This is a genomic window from Clostridium algoriphilum (genome assembly GCF_020443705.1).
Taxonomy (GTDB): domain Bacteria; phylum Bacillota; class Clostridia; order Clostridiales; family Clostridiaceae; genus Clostridium_AD; species Clostridium_AD algoriphilum.
Genome location: NZ_JAIZZK010000003.1, coordinates 118,662 through 141,928, shown reverse-complemented (window position 1 = coordinate 141,928; position 23,267 = coordinate 118,662). Strand labels below are relative to the sequence as shown.

Sequence of the window (23,267 nt, the reverse complement as noted above, 5' to 3'; positions counted from 1 at the left end):
GTGAACAAATAGTATTAATTTAAAGAGAAACTAGTAACTAAAGATTTTATTGAGAAGCTCATCTATTATATTGTTACCAATTAAAAGATAAGTTTAAAAGATATGTTAAATTATATGTTGCTATGCACATATAATAAAAAAATGAAAGTTTAAGTGGTGATGAAATGGAAAAAGAAAAAAAATTTAGTAGGTATAATGTATTAGTTGTAATTATGATAGCTATATTTTTAACAATAATTGGAAAACTATATTATTTACAAGTGCTAAATGGGAAGTATTACAAAGATACAGCAAATACTGAAGCTCTTAAGGTTATAACAGTAGAGGCGCCAAGAGGGCTCATAACAGACAAAAACGGAATAAACCTTGCAAATGAAGTAGTAGGTTATAACCTTACATACACAGATACAGCTAAGGCTAGCTTGGAATTATTTACAACACTACAAAAAGTATTTAAAATTCTTGATGAAAATGGACAAGTTCAGACTGATAGTTTTCCTTTAAAGATTGAACCATATAGATTTGAGTTTAGTTCAAGTGATCCTAAGGGAATACAAATCATACAGTTAAGATTTTTAAAAGATAGAGGGTTTCAAGGTGATATATTGAAAGCGAAATTTAAAGATAAAAAAGAAGCAGATTTAACAGCAGAAGAAATTGCGAAGCTTAATAATGAACTTTTGAAATTAACTCCAGAGCAAGTATATAATGAACTTCTTAAGGAATATGGAGTAACAAAAGGAGTTTCAAGTTTGCATACACAGGAAACACCGGCTTTAATAAGAAGATATTTAGTTGTGGGAGACGCTATAAAAATGAATGGATTCACTAAATATAAACCAATTAGCATAGCAACTAATATAAAGAAAGACACATCGCTTATATTCGAGCAAAGTCTTTCAGAGTTACCAGGAATTAAAGTGCAAAATGAGCCTATGAGACAATATCCCTATGGACAGCTTGGTTCATCAGTTTTGGGATATATAAGCAAAATAAGCCCTGCCGATAAGGCAAAATATTCAGCAAAGGGTTATGACACAAGTGCAGATCATGTGGGAACGTCTGGAATTGAAGCTGCATTGGAAAGTAGTCTCAAAGGAGATAACGGAGGAAAAGTGGTTCAAGTTGATAATCAGAGTAGGGTGAAGACTGAATTTTCTAGTGAAAAGGCAACTCCCGGGAAAAATGTTCAGCTTACAATAGATGCAAATCTGCAATACAGTACAGAAAACGCTTTAAATAGTGAAATGAAGAGATTACAAGATCTAGGAACTGTGAATGGATTAAATGTAACAAATGCTACAAGAGGTGCGGCTGTTGCAATAGATGTCCACACTGGTGGAATACTAGCACTTGCTAGCATGCCAGGATACAATCCTAATGATTTTTCTACGGCGCAAGGTCTAACAGAAGCTCAATCAAAAAAGTATTTTAATCTAGATTATGAAAAAATGGCAAAAGCTCAAGGGAAATCACAAACTTTAATTGATTATATGTTCCCAATAGACACAAGCATAAAGGGAAATACCACAATTAGAAAGGATAAGTTTGATTACTATCCAAAATACTTGTATAATTATGCAACTATGTCACTTATACCTTCAGGTTCTACTTTTAAACCAATGACAGCAATTGCAGGTCTTGAAACTGGAGTTATAGATGCTAATACTACATACGTTGATCAAGGTCAGTTTGATATAGGTGGGGGAGTTATAGATCATTTCGTAACAGATGGGGCACTTGGGGTTGTAAATGTAGTAAGCGCAATAGCAAAATCTAGTAATCCATTTTTTATGAATGTGGGTGGTTTGTTAAGAGCTAAATTTGGAGATGACATTTTAGCTAAATATGCATGGGGGTTTGGGCTCGGAGCTAAACCTACTGAAACTAACCCTGGTACAGGAATAGAACTAAATGAAAATTTTGGGCAGGTATATAATACAGTATCTCAGAAAAACCTGTCAGCAACTCAATATCTTTTAAGTGTGGAGGGGGATTTAACCCTTGGAGTTGGTGCTACAGGAACAAAATTTCCTAAGATAGATTTATATGATAGAGATGGAGATAATAATATTGTTAATAATGGAAAAAAACTTTCAGAAATAAAAACGGAGATTAAGAATGATATAAAGGACTCAGTAAAAAATGGAACTTTTTCTAAGAGCAATTACGAGAAGCTATTTAAGCAATTAATTGCAGCTGATCCTAAGTATAAAGGAATAACTTTCACTGCGGCTAATATACAAGCAATTGTAGCCGATGTAAACGTCCAAGCTGTTCAGACAGGGCATACATCATTAGGTTTTCCATACAACATGTATATTGCCACAATTGGTCAGGGTATGGACAATTTCACACCTATTCAGATGGCAAATTATATAGCGACACTCGCAAATGGTGGAACGAGATATAAACTTCATTTGGTTGATAACATAAAAGATTCTAATGGAAAGTTAATATCTAAAACAAAATCTGTGGTTTTAAACAAAGCTGATATGAGTGCAAAAACTAGAGATTTAGTTATGCAGGGAATGAACAAAGTTACAGGCGCAGGTGGTAATACAGATGGTACTGCGTCTGGAGCACTTGGTAATTTTCCTATACCTACAGGTGGTAAAACAGGTACAGCACAGTTTAATACATCTGATATACAGAATAAAGTAGGTAGAGGAGATTATGCGTGGTATGTAGGCTATGCACCTGCTAATAATCCTGAAATTGCAATATCTGTAGTTATGTTTGATGGAGGTTATGGTAGTGATGCCGCGAATGTTGCTAAAGGTATGTACGAGAGTTACTTTAAAAATGATCCTCGGATGGCAAAGTATAAAAATAAATATGACATAAAATTAAAACGTATTAATTAGAGTTAATAAGGAGCCTATAGACTAGACACTTCCAGAACAGTGTTTGAGCTATAGGTTCTTCTTTATAATTTATATGAGGATAAAGTAGGAGTAAAATATTGAGTTATAAATTGACGGAGTTGTTAATAGAACATAAAAAAAAGGTATTTCCTAGAACATTAAATTTGCTCAAAGGAAAGTCCCTTTTGTTATCTTTTATTTGTGATAATGTATTTCTATAAAAACTTCTTCATTTCATCAACATTTTGTATTTCAAATTTTAATAATCTATCTGCTAATGCTAATATGTCTGGAGCAACATCCTTATATTCTTTTATTTTTTTGGTAAGATCAACAATCCCCATTGTACTTCCTTGAATTAGCATTTCAGCTATATGAGAGGGGGTTTTGTTTTTCATGGTTTTAAAGTTAATCATTAGGTAAGTGGTAAATTTAGAGAAAGTTCCAATACCTTTAGATGTTTTTTTTGCCTGCTCAATTTTATTACTTGATATGTCGAATATCTCGGTGTATTCCTTTAATTGGGATTCGAGAATATTTTTGAATGATGCATCTTCTACAATAGTAATTAGTTCACTAATTGTATCCTTGCCCATTTCAGCATTTTGATAAATATAGTTTAAAAACTCAATATTATTATCCATTAATATCACCTCATAAATACATTATTTGTAGAAAAAGATTATTTATTCATAATTTTATTTATTAGAAATAGTTATTAGCAATAGCATATTCTAAATCCTTAATAATAAAAATGTATATAAAAATCATAGTAATTATCTTGGACATAATAAGTTCATAATGTCATGTTATGGGGAAACAAAAACATATTATAATGTAACATATTATGGTATTATGTTATAAGAGATTAGAACGATTTGTAATAATATGTAATATGTTTAAAGTAGACAAGCTAAATTATTAAAATATCTTTTATAATTTGTTTATATTTAGATATAATATTTAAATGCGTACATTATGAATATGTATGCATTTAATTTAATTTTTTTCTAAAACTTCCATCAAAAATATTTTCAACAGAAATTTATTATAAATAATTAAGTAATCTATGAAGGGTGATTCTAAATGAATGAAAATTTTTATAAACAGGTAACAGCACAGTTAGAAATGAGACTTAAGGAAAATGAAGAGAAGGCAAACAGGGCAGCAGAGCTCGTCATTGCTAATAAAGAGCTTGCATATCAAAGCGAAGAAAAAGCAGACAGAGCGGCAGAGCTCGTTATAGCAAATAAGGAGCTTGCTTTTCAAAGTGGAGAGAAAGCAGACAGGGCGGCGGAGCTCATAATAACTAATAAAGAGCTTGCATATCAAAGCGGAGAAAATGCAGACAGGGCGGCAGAATTAATCATCGCTATCAAAGAGCTCGCCTTTCAAAGTAAGGAAAAGGCAGACAGGGCAGCAGAGCTAATCATTGCTAATAAAGAGCTTGCTTTTCAAAATGAGGAAAAAGGTAAACGTGCGGCGGAGCTCGTAATTGCTAATAAGGAGCTTACCTATCAAAATGAAGAGAAATGCAAAAGGGCGGCAGAATTAATTATTGCTAATAAAGAGTTGATCATTGCTAATAAGGTACAGGGAGAATTTATTATTAATATATCTCATGAACTTAAAACTCCATTAAACGTTATTTTTTCAACAGCTCAATTATTTGATATGTATTGCAAGAATGATTCATTAGCTGAGAATAGAGATTCAGTCATTAAATATATAGACTCGATTAAGCACAATTCATATAGATTATGTAAGCTCATTAATAATATGGTTGATTTATCAAAAATAGAAGCGGGAATTTTTAAATTAAACCTATCTAATAGTAATATAGTCACCGTAGTAGAAGATATAGTGATGTCTGTAACTAGTTTAATTGAAAGTAAAGGGTTAAATATTATTTTTGATACAGATGTAGAAGAAAAGATTATTTCTTGTGATACACAAAAAATAGAGAGGATTGTTTTAAATCTTATATCAAATGCAATAAAGTTCTCAAATGAGGGTGATGAAATAATTGTAGATATCAAGGATAAGAAAGAATTTATTGAGGTATCAGTCAAAGATAATGGAATTGGAATTGAAGACAAGTACTTAGACATGATCTTCGATAGATTTAAGCAGGTAGATAAATCCTTATCAAGAAATACAGAAGGTACAGGTGTTGGTTTAAGTATAGTTAAATCCATTGTAGAATTACATGGTGGTAGTATATATGTTGAAAGCCAAATTGGAAAAGGAAGTAATTTTACAGTCGTGCTTCCCTCAGAAAAGATACTTAATGAAAATATGATATATAGTGACATCGTGAAAAGTCGAAACCAAAATATAAGAGTAGAGCTTTCGGATATCTATCTGTAGTAAATATTATAAAGAATTATTAAACAAATAAAGTGAATAATTACATTATAATAGACCTTGTAGACTTAATCAAACCTAGACATTTATGTTAAGGCGTGAGTAAGTCTATAATTTTGTCTGATTTTGGGGATGAATCTAATTAGACTCTATGTTTCTATTCTTTTTAAAATATGAGATAATAGAAGAAGAGCATAATAATTATGTCTATTACTTGAGGTTTTATAGTTGATAATATTTCTTAGGAGGAGTTAGTAATGAAGCTTACTAGAGAATTTTACGCAAAAGAAACTTTGCAGGTTGCGAAGGAACTTCTAGGGAAAATACTTGTACATAAGGTTAACGGAGAAGAGCTAAGAGGAATGATAGTTGAAACAGAAGCATACATTGGCTCAATAGATAAGGCATGTCATGCTTATGGAGGTAAAAAAACACCTAGAGTAGAAACACTATATGGTAGGCCTGGCATCGCATATGTATATTTTATTTATGGAATGTATCATTGCTTTAATGTAATAACAAAAGAAGAAGGTTATCCAGAAGGAGTTTTGATTAGAGCATTACAGCCGATTCAGGGGCTAGACGAAATGTCAAATTTAAGATATAAAAAAGATTATAATGAATTAACAAAATCTCAAATCAAAAATTTAACTACAGGGCCATCTAAGCTCTGCATAGCTATGAATATAAATAAAGGAAATAACAATCAAGATTTGTGTAAGGGTGAACTGTATATTGAAGACTCAAAAGATATAGAAAAAATAATAATTATAGAAGCTAAGAGAGTAGGCATTGATTATGCAGAGGAAGCAACAGATTTTTTATGGAGATTTTATATAAAAAACAATAATTGGGTTTCTGTTAAATAATGAATTTAGCAGTATAATAAAGATGAAGGGAAGTAATTGTTATGAGCTTTTTATTTAATGAAAAAGAAAACAAAGATGGATTAGAAAAGGTTAAGTTTGGTAAGAAATTAAAAAAAGATAGAGTAATTAAAAGAGAAGCAACCTTTAGAATATTAAATACAGCAATAATATATAATGATGAAGAAGATTACTATGATACGTTGGCCACATGCGTAAATGAGCATAATGTAATAGAAACCATAAGCATTGAAGGATTTGATATACACGAAAATGTTACCGAGCTTAAAGGTGCATATATTGACTACGAAGAAGACACAGAAGTTAATTTTAATGGGACAATATACTACTTATAATTATATAAAGTATAATGATGCGAAGCAACCGGAGGGTAAAATAAAATTTGTAAGGACTACTTAAATTTAGTAGTCCTATTTTTTATACCATTAAAAATAACGTAGGTAATAATGCCAATATTATATAGAAAAATGTACATAAAACGACTTATATATTGTAAAATTACTGTTAATGTATGTGTTTTTACCGTTCATGTTTTAATTATATACATATAAGGGATAAAGTACTATAATATAATTAATTGCGGTAATGAATTTACATTAAAAGAGGTGTCTTATGGAAATACAAACAATAAAACCTACTAAATCTATAAAAGTTAGAATAATTTATTTTTCTGTTTTTATTATTCTATATTTGGCAATATCTATATATTTTATGGATCACTTTTATTATGGTTCTGTAATTAATGGCGTTAATGCTTCTGGTAAAACCGTAGAGGAAGTAGATAAAGAAATATCATTAAGATACAAAACATATACACTAGAACTTAAAGAACGAAACGGTGTGAAAGAACAAATTAAGGCTGCTGACATTGGTTTGAAATACAATGCAAAGGGTAAAATTCAAGTTTTAAAAGACAGTCAGAATTCTTTAACGTGGATTTATGCATTTTTTAAACCGCAAAATTCTAAAATGAATGATATAGTGACCTATGATGAGAAGCTATTAAAAGAAGGTTTTAATAAGCTCTCTTGTTTTGATAGCAAGAAAGTAATTGAACCTAAAAATCCTAGTTTTAAATATTTAGCTAAGGGCTATGTAATTGTAAGTGAAGTTAAGGGGAATAAAGTCAATAGCAAGCCTTTGTATGCAAATGTTGTAAATGCAATTCTTAAGGGAGAAACAACATTAAATTTGGAGACAAAAAATGCTTATATAAAGCCAAAATATACTTCAACTTCTTCAAAAGTTAAAAACACTAAAATTTTGCTTAATAAATATATAGCTTCAAAAATTACTTATACCTTTACTGGAGGTAAAGAGGTTTTAGATGGTTCTATAGTACATAACTGGCTTGGAGTTAACAAAAACCTTGAAATTACATTTGATAAAAATAAAATGGAAAATTATGTACAAAAATTGGACGATAATTATAATACATATGGCAAGGTAAGAGAGTTTGTTACATCAGTAGGAGCAACAGTAGTGGTTGGTGGCGGCGATTATGGATGGTTGGTTAACCGTAATGGAGAAGTCAATGATTTAATTGTGGCTATAAAAGGTGGACAAACCATAACTAAGGAGCCCCGATACATCCAAACCGCTGTATCTCATGATGTTAATGATATAGGGAATACCTATGTGGAAATCAATATGACAAAACAGCATATGTGGTTTTATAAGAACGGTTCTCTTATTGTACAAGGAGACGTTGTTACTGGTAATGTAAGTATAAATGATGCAACACCGACAGGGGTTTACAAACTAAAATATAAAGAAAAAAATGCCACGCTAAAGGGAGAGGGTTATAGTGTGCCAGTCAATGTTTTTATGCCATTTAATGGTGGAATTGGTATACATGATGCAAGTTGGAGAAATACCTTTGGTGGAAGTATATATTTGACAAATGGTTCTCATGGTTGTATAAATTCACCACCTAATTTAGCAAAGACGATATATGATAATATTGATGCTAATACTCCGGTTATTTGTTATAAGCAGTGATAAAATATAGTATTATAGATATCGAATAGTAGTCTAAAATGACTGTTTATTCGATATCTTTTTATTTTATTTATAATTGTTAACATTATAATGATTAACCCTTTTTTTATGCCCTTCTATATTTTTTAAGAGCTATTGTGTTTAACACAAGAAATAATAATGCATATCCTATAAGCATTATTAAATCATACTTAACGTCTATTAGGCTCTTTCCTCTTAGCATTACATCTCTTAGTGCTTCTGCTCCGTAAGTCATAGGAAATATTTTTGATAGTATTTTTGCCCAAGCAGGAGAGTTTCTCAAATCAAAAATACCACTGAACATAATTTGAGGAACTATTACTATTGGTATAAACTGAAATAATTGAAACTCATTGCGTGCAAAGGCAGATAAGAGGGTTCCGAGGGCTAAAGATCCTGATGCAAGTACCAAATTGATTACAAGAACCGCCCAAAAGCTCCCTACCATTGGAACATTAAGTCCATATACACTAAAGACCTGAAGTATTATAGTCTGGATAGCTACAAAGGAGCCGAAACCTAGAAAATATCCTAAAACTATCTCCCATCTCTTTAGCGGGGTGGCAAGTATTCTATCCAGTGTTCCGCTTATTCTCTCGCGAAGAAACGCAACTCCAGCTATTAGAAACACGAAAAAGAAGATAAAGAAGCCCATAAGAATTGGAGCCATAGAATCAAACGCTCCCATATCTTTAGATCCATGTAAAAAATTAATCTCTGAGTTTTGCAGAGCACTGTTTGTTGAAAGCTTATTAAGCGTATTCATAACTAGGCTAGTGATAGATGGGTCAGCTCCCTCTAATGTAATCTTTGGTTTATTTCCATTAAAAACAATATAAGCATCTATACTTTTATTATTCAAATCTTTTAAGGCAATTTCTTCACTGCTAACCCTACTCACATTGGCCATGCTTTGGAGCTTGTTAACATAGGCATTTGGTGCTGAAACAACATCAAGATTTGGAGTTGTGGTTGCTGAGGATAAAATAGCACTTAAAAGATACATTACAAAAACTGGAGCAACAAACATTAGGGCGATTGATCTTTTATCTCCTCTAAGTTGTTTAATTAATCTTTTAGCTATCGATAATACTCTCATATTATTTTCACCTCACCTTCCTTTCCATAATAGAGAAATGCCCCTTCAACAGTATTTTCTCCGGAATTTTTCTTTAATTCCTGCGGAGTGCCTATGGCAATTATCCCTCCATTTCTAATTAAAGCAAGTCTATCACAATGCTCAGCTTCATCCATAACATGGGTAGTTATTATTATTGTAACTCCCTCTTTTTTTAAACGTTCAAACTCTTTCCAAAACTGAATTCTAAGTACTGGATCAATTCCTACGGTAGGTTCATCAAGAATAAGTATTTCTGGTTTGTGGACTAGGGCTATAGCTAGGGATAATCTTCTTTTCATTCCACCAGAAAAATTTTTAATGAGTTTTTTACCTTCGTCTCTTAGAAGAACTAATTCTAAAACATCGTCAGCTCTTGTTTTAGCAGCTTTACCACGCATTCCATATAATGATGCAAAGAATAATATATTATCAAGGGCGGTTAGGTCTTCATATAGTGCATCACTTTGAGCCATATATCCAATTTTTGAAACCACATTAAGCGAGGGCATTTTAGTTTGAAGTACGCATGCGTAACCTTTTGTAGGTTCACTCATTCCAACAATAGCCTTTATTAAAGTAGTTTTACCAGAACCAGATGGTCCAAGGAGACCGAGTATTTCTCCTTTTTTTACTTCCAAGTTAATGTCTTCAAGTACTACAAATTTTCCGAATTGTTGCTTAAAATGCTCTATCTCTATAACATTTTCACTCTTCATTTATTACACGCTCCTTATATTCAAATACATTTAATATAATATCATTTATTATAAGTATCATTCCAAGTAAAGGGGGTGACTACTCACTTTTATTATAACTAGAAAAAATATTCTGTCAATTAAAATTGTTGAGTTTGATTAACATATTCAAACTCATAAGAATAGTATATGAATGTAGGATTATTTTTCATGGAGGTATTGAGTGGGATATTATATAAGGGTAGAGGAAAATGTAAAGATTTATGTCGAAGATCTTAACCCAGAGGGCAAAAAAACAATATTGTTTCTTCATGGTTGGCCTGGAAATCATAATCTGTTTGAATATCAGTTTAATCAACTTCCCAAAATGGGATATAGGTGTATTGGTATAGATCAGAGGGGATTCGGTGAATCCGATAAACCGTTTGAAGGTTATGACTACGATAGATTATCAGACGATGTTCGAGGTGTAGTAGATGCACTTAAATTAAAGAATATTACACTAGCAGGGCACTCTACAGGAGGAGCAATTGCGATTAGATACATGGCTAGGCATCATGAATATGGTGTATCAAAATTGGCTCTTTTTGCAGCAGCAGCTCCAAGTCTTATCCAGCGTCCCTATTTTCCTTATGGTTTAAAAGCACAAGCTGTTAAAGATATCATTAATGGAACATATAATGATCGACCTAAAATGTTAAGAGAGTTTGGAGATATATTTTTCTTTCAGCATAGAACTGCGGCGTTTTCAGATTGGGTTTTTCAATTGGGACTACAAGCATCAAGCTGGGGTACTGCAGCAACTTCAACAACTTGGTTAGACGAAGAACGTTTATTTTCTGATTTAGGGAAGATAAGTGTTCCAACTTTAATTCTTCATGGTATTCATGATAAGGTCTGCCACTTCACATTAGGGCAGGCACAAAAACAAGGAATTAAAAATTCAAAACTTATACCATTTGAATTTAGTGGTCACGCAACATTCTTTGATGAGACAGATAAGTTTAATAAAGAACTTACAGAATTTGTTGATAGTTAGTTATTGCTTAATTATACCTAAGAGGTATTTCACTAACTTCTTTGAGGCAACTTAGAATAGCAGGGATAATTACAATGATAATATAGCAAGTAACACCTCATTAGAATATTATGATATATACAAATATCGATATCTTAATAAAGCATAGAGGGGGTGTTTTTAATAATGGCCGATTATGTATTATTTAGTATTTTAGTTATTACAACATTTCTTATTATTTCTTTCCCTATAATATTAGATATAATTAATATGAGAAAAATTCACGAGATTATAGATATAAAAGGGTTAACTAGAAGAAGTATTACGTTAAGCTTAGTATTTATATATGTATCCTTTCAAATTTATTTTATAATTTTCAATCGTAATAACACCCTACCAGATGAATTTAAGACTATTGTAGTATCCGTTGTTGCATATTATTTTGGCAAAAGCACAGCATTGGATGACCCCAATAAACCAAGTTAACGACATCTTAGAAGACTTAACAATTATTAAATGTAGAGTTTTCTTGTATTTAATATATTCATTTTTATAAAAAATTGACACGATTTATGGATGGATAGGCAAGAAGTGCCTATCCATTATTTTTTGATAACTTTTCTAATAAAATAGTTGTAATGGGTCTAATGTTTTTAATTATAGGAATTATTTGTCTTATAGCATGGCTAATTGTCTCTAAAAAACCATATATTAAGCAGGTAACTTATCATATAGATGTTGCAAAAGAAAAAGTTGATAAATTTAATGTAAAACTTAAATAGATAAGCTGAATGTACTGTGCAAGCATAATATGAATCTATTGAAATATAAATATATTAGTGGTAGAGAAAGAATTTTTATAAAATGGGGGATGAGATAAATTTGAAGAAGTTATCAAAGATATTATCTATTCTATTGATGGTAGCATTGTTAGTAACAATAAATTTTGATGTATATGCAAAATCCAGGTCTGGTGGATTTAAATCAAGTAGTAGTCATAGCAGTTCAAGTAGCAGTAAAAGTTCAAGTAGTAGTAAGAGTGGAAGTTTTAAATCAAGTAGTAGTTATAGTAAACCATCAACATCAACTACGACTAAACCATCAACATCAACTAGTAAATCTACAAGTACAAGTGATGTAAATAAGAATAGTAGCAATAGTGGAATCAAAACACCGGTTATAGTTAGAAATAGCAATAATAGAAGTTTTATGCCAATGATATTTGGTAGAAGTTTGTTTTCAGGTATAATATCAATGCTAATAGTTGGAGTAGTAATCATTGTAATAATTTACTTTGTGTTAAAAGCTCTTAAGAAAAAACACTAATATAAGGTATAGGGGGATAAAAGTTTAATGGGTAATGAAAAAGAGTATTTAAATAAAATGAGTGACACTTATGTAAAAGCTCATGGGGATTTGTTTCTCAAGATATATTCTAATGAGTTCAGAGATGATACATTAAAGAACAAAGTTAAAGCATTAAAGTTTAAGGTAATATCTGAGGATTTTGCGCAGCTAATAAATAAAGCTATTAAAGAGTCTGGTAAACTAATACATGTCGTAGTAGATGATACTAAAGAGGTTCGTGAATATCATAGAAAATACGTGAATCAATTAAATCAAGTTGTAAATTGTTCTAAGTGTGAATGTATAGATTGTGCGTATGAATGTAAATTTAGTTCTTGTGGTAATTGTTTATCAGGCTGCAGAGTTAAGAATTGTGATAAAAAAGAAAATTGTATAATAGAAAGTACTAAAACACTTAAATTATACAATGATAAAAAAGAAAGAGATGTTGAATTTGAAATATTAGCAATAGTAGAGAGTAAGTCATATGATAAAATATATATACTACTGCAAGAAAAGGATGATGAGGATAATAAACAAATGTTTATTATGAGTGATGGACTAGACGATACAGAGTATATAAGTATAGAAAATGAAGAAGAGTTAGAGAATATAGCTGGACTATTTATGGAGAGCTAGTATACAATAAAGATAACAATAAAAGGCAATAAATATAAATAGGGGGAATATAAATAATGGGGATTTTTAATAGGATAAGTAATAATATAAAAGCAGGGGTTAACAAGATTATGGATGCAAATGAGGATACAGAGGCTCTTATAGACCAAGCGATAAGAGATAAAGATGCATCTTTAAATGAAGCTAAGACTAAATCAGCTGTAGTTTTTGGAAATGTAAAAAGACTTGAAAGAGAAATGAACTCGTCTATTGAAGATATGAGTAATTGGGAATCTAAAATTAAATTAGCCATAGAAAAAGGTAATGATGAATTAGCTACTAAAGCAATAGCTAAACAAAAAGAGTGTGAATCTACTAAGGTAGCATTATCAAAATCTTATCAAGCAGCTAAAATTACTGCAGACAACCTAAGGAAAAGCTTAGTAGAATTAGATGACGATTTAAGAGATTTGAGAAGCAAGAGAGATGGCTTAATAGCTAGACTTAAAACAGCTGAGGCATCGCAACAAGTAAATGAAATTACTGCTAATGTTAGAACAAAAGGTAATAGTATTGATTTAGATAGATTAGAACGTAAGATAGAAGAAAAAGAATGTTTAGCAGAGGGTTTAGGAGAACTTAAAGTTGAATCTTTAGAGGATGAATTTGACGCTCTAGAAAAAACAACTGTAAGTGATGATTTAGCTGCTTACAAAGCAAAATATGCTAAACAATAATTTTGCTTCATAAATGATTAATAAAGGCTATGATGGATAGGTATTTATGACTACCCATCATAGCCTTAAATATATTTGTGATTCTTAATTATACTTTTTAATTATGTGGCATTTGTACAAGTTAGATAATATTATTTTAATAATAGCATAAATAGGAATAACAGCAAAAGCTGCCAAAGGTCCTCCTACTGCAACTGCACTAATTACTAAAAAAATGTCAGTTAAAGGATGGATTTTCATTGCGTGAGACATAATTGCAGGAACAACTACTCTTCCTTTTAAAGTCTGAACAATGATGAACACAATTATAAGTTTTCCTATCATTACAAACCCCATGCTTAAAGCAATTATAGAAGGAATAATCATAGAAATAAAGAAACCTATAAAAGGAATAAAAGCCAAAATAAAAGTTATTAAAGAGAGAAGCAAGGCATTAGGAATACCTATGATTTTGTAGGCGACAAATATCATAATTGATAAAGAAAGAGCTACTTTTGCTTGACCTGTAACATATGCATCTAATACCTTATTACTATCATATAGGGTTTTTAATGCAAATTTTTTATAGTTTTCAGGAATAATGTACATAATTTTATCTTTTAATTTATGACCATCTTTAAGCAAAAAAAATAGTATAATCAACATAAGGAACAAAGTTGAAAAGGTATGTATAGTATATCTTACTGCAAACATAAGGTTATGAGCTAAGTTCTTCATATAAGTGTTAGCTACATTAGCAAAGGTTTTATAAAACTCATTATCAAGAATATAGTTATTAATTTTACTCATTAATTGATTAATAGAGTCTTGGTTTTTGACAATACTGGTTAGTTCTTTTATTATTCCATCAAATTGGATTGCAATATAATTACTGAAAAAGGTTATAACGCCTATGGAAAGGAATAGTCCAAGGATTAATGTTAATAAAGCGGAGGCACTTGGCTTTAGTCCATGTTTTATGAAAATCGTGTTTAATGGTTTTATAATATAAAACAAAAATACAGAAATTATAAGAGGAGCTAGAAATGATTTGTTAAGTATCCTTATAATCTTATGAAGATAGAACATCTTACCGAAAAGAAGTATGCCCAAAAAAACTAAATTAATAATAATTAAATTTTTTAATACATTATTTCTAGTCATAGTCATTCACTTCCTTCGAGTTATTTCATATCATATAGTGTGAGCATATACCAATAACTTATTCATTGATGTCTTTTATATTTTGTAATCAATGAAAATAAAAAGTAATAAAAGAATAATAAATTATTTTATTATTCTTTTACCTATAACAAATTTTTTTTTGTAATACCCAGTCAATTCAGAAATCTTTATAACATCACCTGATTTTGGTGAGTGAATGAATTTATTGTTTCCAATATATATTCCTACATGAGATACTTGATATGGCAGATCCAAATTAGTCATAAAAAAGACTAAATCCCCATTTTTAAGGTCATTTATCTTAATAGAAGTACCCTTATTTATCTGGTTCATAGTTGTTCTAGGCAAATTTATGCCAAAATGTTTATAAGTATATTGTACAAAACCAGAGCAATCGAAACCACCACTTACATATTTCCCAGCAGCATTGAATATAGCGGGCGTTGTTCCACTCCATAAGTAATTCATTCCTAGAAATGTATTCGCATATGATACTAGATTGTTTCCATTTACTGAAACTTTATATTGTTGTCCATTTGATTTATATTCAGCTTTATTTAGTGGAGTTTTAAAATTTGAGAAAATGGTAAAACTCATATATATTAGAACTAGTACTATAAAAATTAATATTATAAGCCCTAGTTTTATTGGATTTCTTTTATTAAAGGATTTTCTCATATTTTTTCTTCTCATATGTCCTCCCATATTCTTATATTTAAAATACCTTTATATTAAATTATTGTAGATTTTCTAATATTATTCTAAAAAAAATATATAAATAAGCAAGCTAGTCAATTTATATTGTTAAAACAAGGATTAATGGGGAAGTATAAGTTTATTGATGGAGATGGGGTTTGAAATTACATAAAATGATCAGAGTTATTTATTAAAAAATATTAATTGAAATTGGAGGTAATTAAAGATGAAAACTAAAATATATTATGTTGTGGATACAATGTGTGGATGGTCTTATGGTACTAGTGATGTTATAACAAAGATAGAAGAAAAGTATAAGGATATATATGATTTCAATATTTTGCCAGGAGGAATGTGGACTGGTGATAATGTTAAAAAAACAAATATCGATATGCGAAATTTTATGAAAGGTCAAAATGTAGAAATAGAAAAATTAACTGGTAAGTGTTTTGGAGAAGGCTATAATAAAAATGTATTAGAAGGTGATTCTATAGTTCTAGATAGTTTTCCAGGAGCAAAGGCAGTGGTTACAGTTCAAAAATTAAAAAAAGAAGTAGCTTTTAATTTTCTAAAGGAAATTCAAGATGCCTTTTTCATTGATGGAAAAGATATGAATAGTATAAAGGTGTATACCGAAATAGCTAAAGGGTTTAATATACCTAGCGAGGAGTTTGAGAAAGAATTTAATTCTGAAGAAATTAGACAAGAGACATTTAAATGCTTTGATATGGCAAACATATTGGGCGCTACAACCTTTCCATCGATTATATCAGAAGTAGGTAGCAATGTAACCATAAAAGCGCAAGGATATAATAGCTTTATGGATTTAGATAAAATGTTCTCTTCTCCAGATCTTGCTAATGAATATCTTAATAAATAGAAAGCATTAAATAAACAGAAAAGCTGTGAAATAATTATTTCACAGCTTTAACATTAAAATATTATCCTATAATAACGCAATTTCTTCCTCGACTTTTTCCTTTATACAGGGCCTTATCTGCTTTTTTTATAGTATCGCTTATCATTTCATAATATTCATTAACAGTTACTCCAAAGGTCATAGTAATTGACACCTGAGATCCATCATTTGCTCTCGTACTGCATCTTGTAGGTTTTTGGATATTGATTTTAGTACACGATCCCCACAGTCATGTCCAAAAGTATCATTTACTTTCTTAAAAAAATCGATGTCTGCAATAATCAGTGCAAATTTAATTTTATTTATTTTATATTTTACAATTTCATTTTCAATCTTTTCTATAATATTTCTTCTGTTTAATAATCCAGTTAAGGGATCTGTCTTTGAAATAAGCTCTAACTTTTCCATATCATATTGAAGAGATATTATTTTAGATGCTGATGATATACCTGCGAATACAAATACATATCCCAAAATTATAAAGACTAAAAACAATAACATATCATATATAGAATTAAAATTTGCTAAACGTTCAGGGGAGGTTGTAAAGTTAGTAATTAGTAATAAAAATGCAATAACTGGGTACAAAGACATATACCTGATTGTTTTGTCAGATACTAAGCTAAGAATTGATTTGTAAGGTTTACTTATCCAAAAACAAACTATTATTAATAATAAAATTTGAATACAATTTCTAAAAATATAGATAAGGTTTTGAAAATATTTAACATTACTAGTACCTGAAATTAACTGTGCAGATTGAATTGCAGTAAGAAGCGCAATTGTAGTAAACAGCCAAATGCTAAACATAGTAAATACTTTTTTTGATATTGACTCTTCAAATACTAAGCATAAATATACTATGTATAAAAAGGCAAAACAGTATACTAAGTATCTTACCATCGCTGGATTTTGTATATGCTTTATAATATAAATGCTTCCTAAAAAAATAAATAATGTATTTAATATATAGGTAACAATACAGAATTTTATTGTTTTATTTCTTGTAAGTAATCTATGCGCAGTTAAAACACAAAATAGGCTAATAAAAAACGAGGATATCATATATGGTGATAGCACATCTACCCCCCCTTATTTAAATTGATGTTCACTCACTTTCTATATCTTATTCTTAAACTGCGTCGCAGTGTATATATTTATTTAAGTATACAATCATTAGTTTAAATTGAATATAAAATATTAATGATAAGGGTCTAATGTACGTGAAATTTTGCAATAATTAACGGGGGGATATAAGCAAATTGTACTTAAAGTAATGAACTCGATAATTATGATATAATATATACGTTACTATTCTTGATTGGAGGATAAAAAAATATGATAGGAACATTACTTCTAAATAGATACGAATTATTAGAGAAAATTGGCGAAGGTGGAATGGGTACTGTTTATAAAGCGAAGTGCCATTTATTAAATAGATTTGTCGCTGTAAAGATATTAAAAGCAGAGTTAAATAATGATGAAGAATATGCTTCTAGGTTTAAAAGGGAAGCTACTTCAATCGCAAAATTGTCTCATCCAAACATAGTGAATGTACATGATGTTGGTATAGAAAATAAAATTAATTTTATAGTTATGGAATATATTGATGGGAAAACATTAAAGCAAGTAATAAAGGAAAATGATAGGCTTAGTTCTGAGAAGACAATAGACATAGTTTTGCAAATAGCAAAAGCGCTTGAGTGTGCTCATAAAAACAATATAATTCATCGAGATATAAAACCAGATAACATTATGATAAAAGAAGACAATACAGTTAAGGTTATGGATTTTGGGATAGCTAAAGTTACGGATTCAAGAACCATGACGAATTCTAATAAGGTTATGGGCACCGTACGCTATTTCTCGCCAGAACAAGCAAGAGGAAAGTTTGTAGACTGTAGAACAGACATATACTCTTTAGGTATTGTTATGTATGAAATGGTAACAGGACGAGTACCATTTAATGCAGAAAGCTCTATATCGATAGCTATGATGCATATCAGCCAAGCTGTTACTGCGCCTAAAGAAATCATTAAAGATATACCTGAAAATATAAACCAAGTAGTTTTGAAGGCGATGCAAAAAGAACCTATTAATAGATTTCAAACAGCTAAGGAAATGGCAGACATTTTAAGAGCAATTAAAGAAAATTCTAATTATATGCTGAATGTAAATAATGGTCCAGATGATGCTACAAAGATTGTGGGTGCAACAATTGTTTCTGATGTAAAAGATGATTATACAATAGTTATGAGTGGAGCCGCAGTCTCTGAAGAAACAATAATTAAAAAAGAGGAAGCAACACTAACGGGAAAAAAGAAGATAAGTAAAAATAAAAAAGCAATGATAATAATTGCATCTGTTATTTTAGTTATGATTGCTGGAGTATTAGGGAAAGTTCTTTCAAAAGGAACGCCAACTAGTACACAAACTCCAATTGTAAAAACTACCACTCCTGTTGTAAATACTTCTGATCCTAAAGCAGAGGTTAAACCACAGGTAAGTGAAAAATCACCGGTAGTTGAAAAAAATCTTGTGCCAGCACTTATGGGAAGGACTCAAGATATTTCAAAGGAGATTGCAGTTAATAATGGATTTCTAATTGGTACTATTACAAAAAAATATAGTAATAGTATAGCTAAGGGGTTAGTTATTAGTCAATCACCCCCGGTAAATACATCATATGAAAAAGGTGGAAAAATAAGTTTAGTTATAAGCCAGGGGAAAAAGGTAGTTCAGGTTACAATGCCACAATCAAAGGTGGAAAATGACAAGAATAATGGCAAAACAATACATGAAAAAAAGTCTAAGAGTAGTCATTCTAAAAAATAGGAATATTAATCACCTAATTATAATAAATTGGGTGATTTTTTTAGTAATTAGAGGAAGATTTATTATAGAAGATAATACAATCATATATATTAAAAATTAACCATACATATATATAATACGTAAATTAATATATGTTAATGATTGAGCTTTATTATAATATGTAATTTCCATAGGTATGGAAAAGAAAGAAGGGCAAATGGAGAATCTAATGATTTTTATCATAGGAGTACTAGAAATTACTATACTCGATTTAACATTATCCGGTGATAATATTGGTATCATTGCTTTAGCAACAAAAAACTTATCGCCTAAATATGCTAAAAAAGCTAGTTCTATAGGTATATCAGGAGCTATAGGATTAAGAATACTATTTGCATGCATTATTACACAAATAATGAATATAAAGTGGCTACCAATTAAATTAGTTGGTGGGATAATTTTAGTGAAAATCACATGGGACTTCATTAAACCTGCGTACCAAGAAAATGATCGCAGCATAAAAAAAGGAGTTGAATTTTGGGATGCTGTAGCTATAATTATTATTGCTGATATTAGCATGAGTCTTGATAACGTAATTGCGATAGCAAGTACAGCAGATGGCAATGTGTTATTAATTGTTATTGGTATTTTAATAAACATACCAATAATTTTCTATGGAAGTCAATTTGTTTCAAATTTAATGAAGGATCACCCTTTTGTTATATACATAGGTGGTGCAATACTAGCTCGTACATCTTTTAAAATGATATTAGAGGATAACTTAACGATAAAATACATAGGTCTTGGGCCCTTAGTTTCAACGATAATTCCATGGGCTTTTGCCGCTTTTATATTGGGTTATGGGTATCTAATAATATTATCTAAACATGTTTCAATTACAATGCATAAGTATAAATAATCTATTTAACAACTATCTTGTTAGATTAAGATAGTTATTTGTTTGTGTCATTTTTTTAACAAAATAAAGCTGACATCAGAATAAAAACGACGTCAGCTTGCAGAATTTAATATATTCTAAAATTATGTTTTACTATTAGTGATAACAAACATGATTTAATTTAAAGGAAACATTTAAATGGTAAATCAATGTCTCCATCAAAACAGTCATCAAAACCACGAGGGTAGTGATATTCACGTTTATCTTTGTCATCAGGATAAACAAATTTTCCACCTACCTGCCATATGTATGGCAAGAATTTATATTGTAATCTATCCTTCTTCATTTCGAAAAGCACATTTATTTCTTCAGTGTCGGCCTGGAAGTTTGACCATATATCATGGTGGAATGGAATTACAACTTTAGTATTTAAAGCTTCGCCCATTCTAAGTATATCTGAAGCAGTCATTTTGTCGGTTATACCCCTAGGATTTTCTCCGAAAGAGCCTAATGCTACATCAATTTGATAATCGTTTCCGTGTTTAGCATAGTAGTTAGAGTAATGTGAATCACCACTATGGTATATACTTCCGCCTGGTGTTTTTATAATATAGTTTACTGCCCGCTCATCTATGTTTCCTGGCATTTTACCAGCTAAAGTAACACCCTTTGGAACTGTAATTAACGCAGTACGGTCAAAAGACTCAAGGGCAATAAGTTCTGTATCTTTAATCTTAACTACATCTCCAGGTTTTACTATAATACAACGATTTGCAGGTACGCCCCAGCTAATCCAAAGATCAACACAAGTTTTTGGCCCTATAAAAGGTACAGATGCATCGCAATTTTTCATAACTGCAGTTGCAACATTTATATCAATATGATCATTATGATCATGGGTTGATACTACTGCATCAATTTGTTTGATAGCAAATGGATCTAAAACAAAAGGAGCCACTCTAAGGTTTGGTTGCAACTTTTTACCACCGGACATTCTTGCCATCTGATGTTCTGGCTTAATCAAAGGATTTTTCATAGTTTTTTTGCCAGTGCCACACCATAAATCAATACAAATATTGGCATTGCCTTCTGATTTTACCCAAAGGCCTGTACAACCAAGCCACCACATTGCAAAGCTACCAGGATGGACTACTTCTCTTTCAATTTCCTCATTAAGCCAAGTTCCCCATTGAGGAAAAGTGCTTAGTATCCAGGATTCTCTTGTTATATCATCTATTTTACTCATATTACTCTCACCTTTCCTTTTAAATTATTATAATTTTACTTCATTTAAATTTAAAGCTTCTCTAATCTTACTTTCTATTTCTACTTCTGATAAAAGATTTCTAAGGCCAATGATTTTAGTTTTAGAACGGGCATTTGAAAAGTTTGATACTAAGGATTCAGATACAAAAACCATGTCATAAGAAGATATGACGGACTTTGCCTCACCAACACTAAGATGATCAACATCTACGTCAATCTTAAGTTTTTTAAAAACTTTGATGATTTTCATTTTAATCATTTGACTTGATCCCATTCCATTTCCACAAGCTGCTAATACTTTCATTTATATCTCTCCTTTTTTAATATGAGTTTAACAATCAGTATCTGTATCTATATTTGCAAAATAAGTTGATTTGTTTTTACGATATTGTATTTGAGGAATAATTAGCATTGCTACAATTAGAGCAAATATACCAAATATTTTAAAGGTATTTGCAAAAACACCGAATGCAGGCCAAATGGTATCCCAATCAATGCTACCATGCCATCCACCAGCAAGAGGGCCTTGTACTCCAGCACCAAAGAACCATATTGCAAAAGCACCACCTAGTACCTGAAGCATACCACAACATATTGGTATTATTGTAGCGGCACGAACACCACCACGTTTATTAGCAAATACTGCAAGAGTTGCATTATCAAAGAATACTGGTACAAAACCTGTGATAATCATAACAGGGGAGTGAAATATGAGTAACCCTGCGATTGCGATGAACTGACCAATTGCTCCAAAAACAAAACCATATACAACCGCGTTCTTTGCACCAAATCCATAAGTAGCTGCACAGTCAACAGCAGGAGTTAATCCTGGTATAAATTTATCAGATATACCTTGGAAAGCTGTTGTAAGTTCCGAAACAAACATTCTAACGCCACTCATAAGTATGAATAAGTAAACTGAAAATGTTAAAGAACGATTTATAATATAGGCTGCGAAGGATAATGTTATTGGAAAGTTACCTGAAGCAACTTTGCCAATTGGATTTTCTAGTAGCCTCATGTATGGCTCACCAAGAATTAGCATAATGATACCAAAGAAAACTAACATCAAAGTACCTGCTGTAACAACGTTATCATTAAATATTGAAAGGAACTTGGGCAACTTTATATTATCAAGATTTTTATTCTTATCGCCTAGTTTGCCCGCAATTTTATCTGTTAGCCATACTGCGCCCATTTGTTGATGTCCAATGGCAAAACCAGCATTGTCTGTAAGGTTGTTACATGCCTCAACTGTTAAGTTTGAGAATACAGCCTGATAAGTACCAACAAGCAGACCGACTATAATAGCTCCAGTTGCATTAGCGTAAGCAGGTAATGCAAAGAATACAATAAAAGTTGCTGTTGTAGCTTGTTGAAGCATGATGTGACCAGTAAGGAATAGAGTTCTTATCTTTGTTATTTTACCAAATGCAACCAAGAGAAGGTTCCATATGAATGCAAACATAAGTGCAATCATAACCATGGAAGCTAATGTGCCTAAGCTCTTGTTTGCAGCAGCTAGTCCAAAATATGGATCAATAACTGCAGCATTCAGGTGGAAACGATCATTTAATCCAGCAAGAATAGGTCTGAATGTAGTAACAAGACCACCTGCACCTATATTCCAAATCATGATGCCAATGATACATTTCATTGTTCCTGCAAAAGTTTCATGTATTGGTCTTCTTAAAAACAAATAACAAATCAATACAATTAAACTAATAAAATATTCTGGTTTTGTGAGAATATTGTCTGAAAACACTTTAAACAAACCACTATTTGCAATACTATTAATATCCAATAATTAGCCCCCCTTAATAATTTAACTA

At 30.8% G+C, this 23,267-nt stretch carries 22 protein-coding genes and 1 pseudogene; 14 read left to right on the top strand and 9 right to left on the bottom strand.

All coding sequences use genetic code 11. The features are described 5' to 3' along the window. The first annotated feature begins 164 nt into the window (after positions 1–164). Positions 165–2,867 (top strand): peptidoglycan D,D-transpeptidase FtsI family protein, encoded by a 2,703-nt coding sequence (locus LGK95_RS04320; RefSeq protein ID WP_226122603.1) that lies wholly within the window; start codon positions 165–167, stop codon positions 2,865–2,867. Between the two features lie 215 nt (positions 2,868–3,082). On the opposite strand, the gene LGK95_RS04315 is transcribed toward LGK95_RS04320, so the two are convergent. After that, positions 3,083–3,511, bottom strand: coding sequence for a hypothetical protein (locus tag LGK95_RS04315; protein ID WP_226122601.1), 429 nt, complete (start codon positions 3,509–3,511; stop codon positions 3,083–3,085). Positions 3,512–3,953: 442 nt separating this feature from the next. Here LGK95_RS04315 and LGK95_RS04310 point away from each other — a divergent pair, with 442 nt between their 5' ends. From LGK95_RS04310 to LGK95_RS04295, 4 genes are all read left to right on the top strand, one after another. Next, on the top strand, positions 3,954–5,237 hold the full coding sequence (locus tag LGK95_RS04310; RefSeq protein ID WP_226122599.1) for a sensor histidine kinase: 1,284 nt from the start codon (positions 3,954–3,956) through the stop codon (positions 5,235–5,237). A 254-nt stretch (positions 5,238–5,491) separates the two neighbouring features. Continuing rightward, entirely contained in the window at positions 5,492–6,103 is a 612-nt protein-coding gene (locus LGK95_RS04305) for a DNA-3-methyladenine glycosylase (RefSeq protein WP_226122597.1), read from the top strand. 41 nt (positions 6,104–6,144) lie between these two features. Next, on the top strand, positions 6,145–6,456 hold the full coding sequence (locus LGK95_RS04300; protein ID WP_226122595.1) for a hypothetical protein: 312 nt from the start codon (positions 6,145–6,147) through the stop codon (positions 6,454–6,456). Positions 6,457–6,733: 277 nt separating this feature from the next. Beyond that, entirely contained in the window at positions 6,734–8,122 is a 1,389-nt protein-coding gene (locus LGK95_RS04295) for a L,D-transpeptidase family protein (protein ID WP_226122594.1), read from the top strand. A 106-nt stretch (positions 8,123–8,228) separates the two neighbouring features. On the opposite strand, the gene LGK95_RS04290 is transcribed toward LGK95_RS04295, so the two are convergent. Both LGK95_RS04290 and LGK95_RS04285 read right to left on the bottom strand, forming a co-directional pair. Continuing rightward, on the bottom strand, positions 8,229–9,242 hold the full coding sequence (locus LGK95_RS04290; RefSeq protein WP_226122592.1) for an ABC transporter permease: 1,014 nt from the start codon (positions 9,240–9,242) through the stop codon (positions 8,229–8,231). Further along, entirely contained in the window at positions 9,239–9,979 is a 741-nt protein-coding gene (locus LGK95_RS04285) for an ABC transporter ATP-binding protein (RefSeq protein WP_226122591.1), read from the bottom strand. Before LGK95_RS04285 ends, LGK95_RS04290 begins: the two co-directional genes overlap by 4 nt. Positions 9,980–10,181: 202 nt before the next feature. On the opposite strand from LGK95_RS04285, the gene LGK95_RS04280 reads away from it, so the two are divergent. The 6 genes from LGK95_RS04280 (at position 10,182) to LGK95_RS04260 (ending at position 13,678) form a co-directional block, all read left to right on the top strand. Continuing rightward, the gene (locus LGK95_RS04280; protein WP_226122588.1) at positions 10,182–10,997 is read left to right on the top strand and encodes an alpha/beta fold hydrolase; all 816 of its coding nucleotides are present in this window, start codon (positions 10,182–10,184) and stop codon (positions 10,995–10,997) included. A 165-nt stretch (positions 10,998–11,162) separates the two neighbouring features. Beyond that, positions 11,163–11,462 carry a hypothetical protein gene (locus LGK95_RS04275; protein ID WP_226122587.1) on the top strand — a complete coding sequence of 100 codons (300 nt, stop codon included), beginning with the start codon at positions 11,163–11,165 and terminating at the stop codon, positions 11,460–11,462. 161 nt (positions 11,463–11,623) lie between these two features. Further along, positions 11,624–11,758, top strand: coding sequence for a hypothetical protein (locus LGK95_RS22340; protein ID WP_264174472.1), 135 nt, complete (start codon positions 11,624–11,626; stop codon positions 11,756–11,758). Positions 11,759–11,858: 100 nt separating this feature from the next. Beyond that, positions 11,859–12,302: a hypothetical protein gene (locus tag LGK95_RS04270; protein WP_226122586.1), complete on the top strand. Its 444-nt coding sequence runs from the start codon at positions 11,859–11,861 to the stop codon at positions 12,300–12,302. Between the two features lie 27 nt (positions 12,303–12,329). Beyond that, entirely contained in the window at positions 12,330–12,962 is a 633-nt protein-coding gene (locus LGK95_RS04265; RefSeq protein WP_226122585.1) for a DUF1292 domain-containing protein, read from the top strand. Positions 12,963–13,018: 56 nt separating this feature from the next. Then, positions 13,019–13,678 (top strand): PspA/IM30 family protein, encoded by a 660-nt coding sequence (locus LGK95_RS04260; RefSeq protein ID WP_226122584.1) that lies wholly within the window; start codon positions 13,019–13,021, stop codon positions 13,676–13,678. An 84-nt stretch (positions 13,679–13,762) separates the two neighbouring features. Here the strand turns inward: LGK95_RS04260 and LGK95_RS04255 are convergent, their stop codons facing one another. Together LGK95_RS04255 and LGK95_RS04250 are read right to left on the bottom strand one after the other, a co-directional pair. Beyond that, positions 13,763–14,827 (bottom strand): AI-2E family transporter, encoded by a 1,065-nt coding sequence (locus LGK95_RS04255; protein WP_226122582.1) that lies wholly within the window; start codon positions 14,825–14,827, stop codon positions 13,763–13,765. 117 nt (positions 14,828–14,944) lie between these two features. Beyond that, on the bottom strand, positions 14,945–15,535 hold the full coding sequence (locus LGK95_RS04250) for a C40 family peptidase (RefSeq protein ID WP_226122580.1): 591 nt from the start codon (positions 15,533–15,535) through the stop codon (positions 14,945–14,947). A gap of 229 nt (positions 15,536–15,764) precedes the next feature. On the opposite strand from LGK95_RS04250, the gene LGK95_RS04245 reads away from it, so the two are divergent. Beyond that, the gene (locus LGK95_RS04245) at positions 15,765–16,418 is read left to right on the top strand and encodes a DsbA family protein (protein WP_226122578.1); all 654 of its coding nucleotides are present in this window, start codon (positions 15,765–15,767) and stop codon (positions 16,416–16,418) included. A 61-nt stretch (positions 16,419–16,479) separates the two neighbouring features. On the opposite strand, the pseudogene LGK95_RS22335 reads toward LGK95_RS04245, so the two are convergent. Further along, positions 16,480–16,865, bottom strand: a pseudogene (locus LGK95_RS22335) (GGDEF domain-containing protein). A gap of 930 nt (positions 16,866–17,795) precedes the next feature. On the opposite strand from LGK95_RS22335, the gene pknB reads away from it, so the two are divergent. Both pknB and LGK95_RS04225 read left to right on the top strand, forming a co-directional pair. Continuing rightward, positions 17,796–19,292 (top strand): Stk1 family PASTA domain-containing Ser/Thr kinase, encoded by a 1,497-nt coding sequence (pknB, locus tag LGK95_RS04230; protein WP_226122573.1) that lies wholly within the window; start codon positions 17,796–17,798, stop codon positions 19,290–19,292. 175 nt (positions 19,293–19,467) lie between these two features. Continuing rightward, positions 19,468–20,190: a YjbE family putative metal transport protein gene (locus LGK95_RS04225; RefSeq protein ID WP_319001895.1), complete on the top strand. Its 723-nt coding sequence runs from the start codon at positions 19,468–19,470 to the stop codon at positions 20,188–20,190. A gap of 160 nt (positions 20,191–20,350) precedes the next feature. Here LGK95_RS04225 and ulaG read toward each other — a convergent pair whose 3' ends face one another. The 3 genes from ulaG to LGK95_RS04210 are packed head-to-tail and all read right to left on the bottom strand — an operon-like array spanning position 20,351 to position 23,239. After that, positions 20,351–21,415, bottom strand: a complete 1,065-nt coding sequence (gene ulaG / locus LGK95_RS04220) for an L-ascorbate 6-phosphate lactonase (RefSeq protein WP_226122571.1) — start codon at positions 21,413–21,415, stop codon at positions 20,351–20,353. 27 nt (positions 21,416–21,442) lie between these two features. Beyond that, positions 21,443–21,739 (bottom strand): PTS sugar transporter subunit IIB, encoded by a 297-nt coding sequence (locus LGK95_RS04215; RefSeq protein ID WP_226122569.1) that lies wholly within the window; start codon positions 21,737–21,739, stop codon positions 21,443–21,445. Positions 21,740–21,766: 27 nt separating this feature from the next. Further along, positions 21,767–23,239 carry a PTS ascorbate transporter subunit IIC gene (locus LGK95_RS04210; RefSeq protein ID WP_264174471.1) on the bottom strand — a complete coding sequence of 491 codons (1,473 nt, stop codon included), beginning with the start codon at positions 23,237–23,239 and terminating at the stop codon, positions 21,767–21,769. Positions 23,240–23,267: the final 28 nt, after the last annotated feature.

Excerpts from the sequence above, each read along its gene's own strand:
- LGK95_RS22340 (WP_264174472.1), top strand. The coding sequence starts at position 11,624 with ATGTTTTTAATTATAGGAATTATTTGTCTTATAGCATGGCTAATTGTC.
- LGK95_RS04250 (WP_226122580.1), bottom strand. The coding sequence starts at position 15,535 with ATGAGAAGAAAAAATATGAGAAAATCCTTTAATAAAAGAAATCCAATA.
- LGK95_RS04260 (WP_226122584.1), top strand. The coding sequence starts at position 13,019 with ATGGGGATTTTTAATAGGATAAGTAATAATATAAAAGCAGGGGTTAAC.
- LGK95_RS04320 (WP_226122603.1), top strand. The coding sequence starts at position 165 with ATGGAAAAAGAAAAAAAATTTAGTAGGTATAATGTATTAGTTGTAATT.
- LGK95_RS04265 (WP_226122585.1), top strand. The coding sequence starts at position 12,330 with ATGGGTAATGAAAAAGAGTATTTAAATAAAATGAGTGACACTTATGTA.
- LGK95_RS04215 (WP_226122569.1), bottom strand. The coding sequence starts at position 21,739 with ATGAAAGTATTAGCAGCTTGTGGAAATGGAATGGGATCAAGTCAAATG.
- LGK95_RS04310 (WP_226122599.1), top strand. The coding sequence starts at position 3,954 with ATGAATGAAAATTTTTATAAACAGGTAACAGCACAGTTAGAAATGAGA.
- LGK95_RS04245 (WP_226122578.1), top strand. The coding sequence starts at position 15,765 with ATGAAAACTAAAATATATTATGTTGTGGATACAATGTGTGGATGGTCT.
- LGK95_RS04285 (WP_226122591.1), bottom strand. The coding sequence starts at position 9,979 with ATGAAGAGTGAAAATGTTATAGAGATAGAGCATTTTAAGCAACAATTC.
- LGK95_RS04225 (WP_319001895.1), top strand. The coding sequence starts at position 19,468 with ATGGAAAAGAAAGAAGGGCAAATGGAGAATCTAATGATTTTTATCATA.
- LGK95_RS04305 (WP_226122597.1), top strand. The coding sequence starts at position 5,492 with ATGAAGCTTACTAGAGAATTTTACGCAAAAGAAACTTTGCAGGTTGCG.
- LGK95_RS04255 (WP_226122582.1), bottom strand. The coding sequence starts at position 14,827 with ATGACTATGACTAGAAATAATGTATTAAAAAATTTAATTATTATTAAT.
- LGK95_RS04300 (WP_226122595.1), top strand. The coding sequence starts at position 6,145 with ATGAGCTTTTTATTTAATGAAAAAGAAAACAAAGATGGATTAGAAAAG.
- ulaG (WP_226122571.1), bottom strand. The coding sequence starts at position 21,415 with ATGAGTAAAATAGATGATATAACAAGAGAATCCTGGATACTAAGCACT.
- LGK95_RS04315 (WP_226122601.1), bottom strand. The coding sequence starts at position 3,511 with ATGGATAATAATATTGAGTTTTTAAACTATATTTATCAAAATGCTGAA.
- LGK95_RS04275 (WP_226122587.1), top strand. The coding sequence starts at position 11,163 with ATGGCCGATTATGTATTATTTAGTATTTTAGTTATTACAACATTTCTT.
- pknB (WP_226122573.1), top strand. The coding sequence starts at position 17,796 with ATGATAGGAACATTACTTCTAAATAGATACGAATTATTAGAGAAAATT.
- LGK95_RS04295 (WP_226122594.1), top strand. The coding sequence starts at position 6,734 with ATGGAAATACAAACAATAAAACCTACTAAATCTATAAAAGTTAGAATA.
- LGK95_RS04290 (WP_226122592.1), bottom strand. The coding sequence starts at position 9,242 with ATGAGAGTATTATCGATAGCTAAAAGATTAATTAAACAACTTAGAGGA.